1 pseudogene is annotated in these 239 nt (G+C 66.5%); it reads left to right on the top strand.

Annotated features, from left to right (window positions below):
* Positions 1 to 239 (top strand): annotated as a pseudogene (locus SB756_RS34905) (ribonuclease D); the annotation flags it as partial.

The raw sequence follows: 239 nt of genomic DNA, 5'->3' as shown, positions 1-239 counted from the left end.
CCTTGCCGATCGAGGCTGCCGGTATCCTCAAGCAGCTGCGCGCGATCGGCCAGGCCGAAGGCGAGCGCTTGGGCATAGCCCCCGAGCTGATGCTGCGCAAGAAAACCCTGGAAGCCCTGCTCAAGAGCGGCTACCCCAACGGCCCCTATCAACTGCCCGATTCGCTGCGCGGCTGGCGCCGTGAGCGTATGGGCCAGGCCCTGCTGGACAACCTGGCAGGTGCCGGAGAAACCCGATGA

This window comes from Pseudomonas sp. SIMBA_068 (assembly GCF_046534705.1).
Lineage (GTDB): Bacteria > Pseudomonadota > Gammaproteobacteria > Pseudomonadales > Pseudomonadaceae > Aquipseudomonas > Aquipseudomonas putida.
This window is presented reverse-complemented; position numbering and strand designations above follow the sequence as displayed.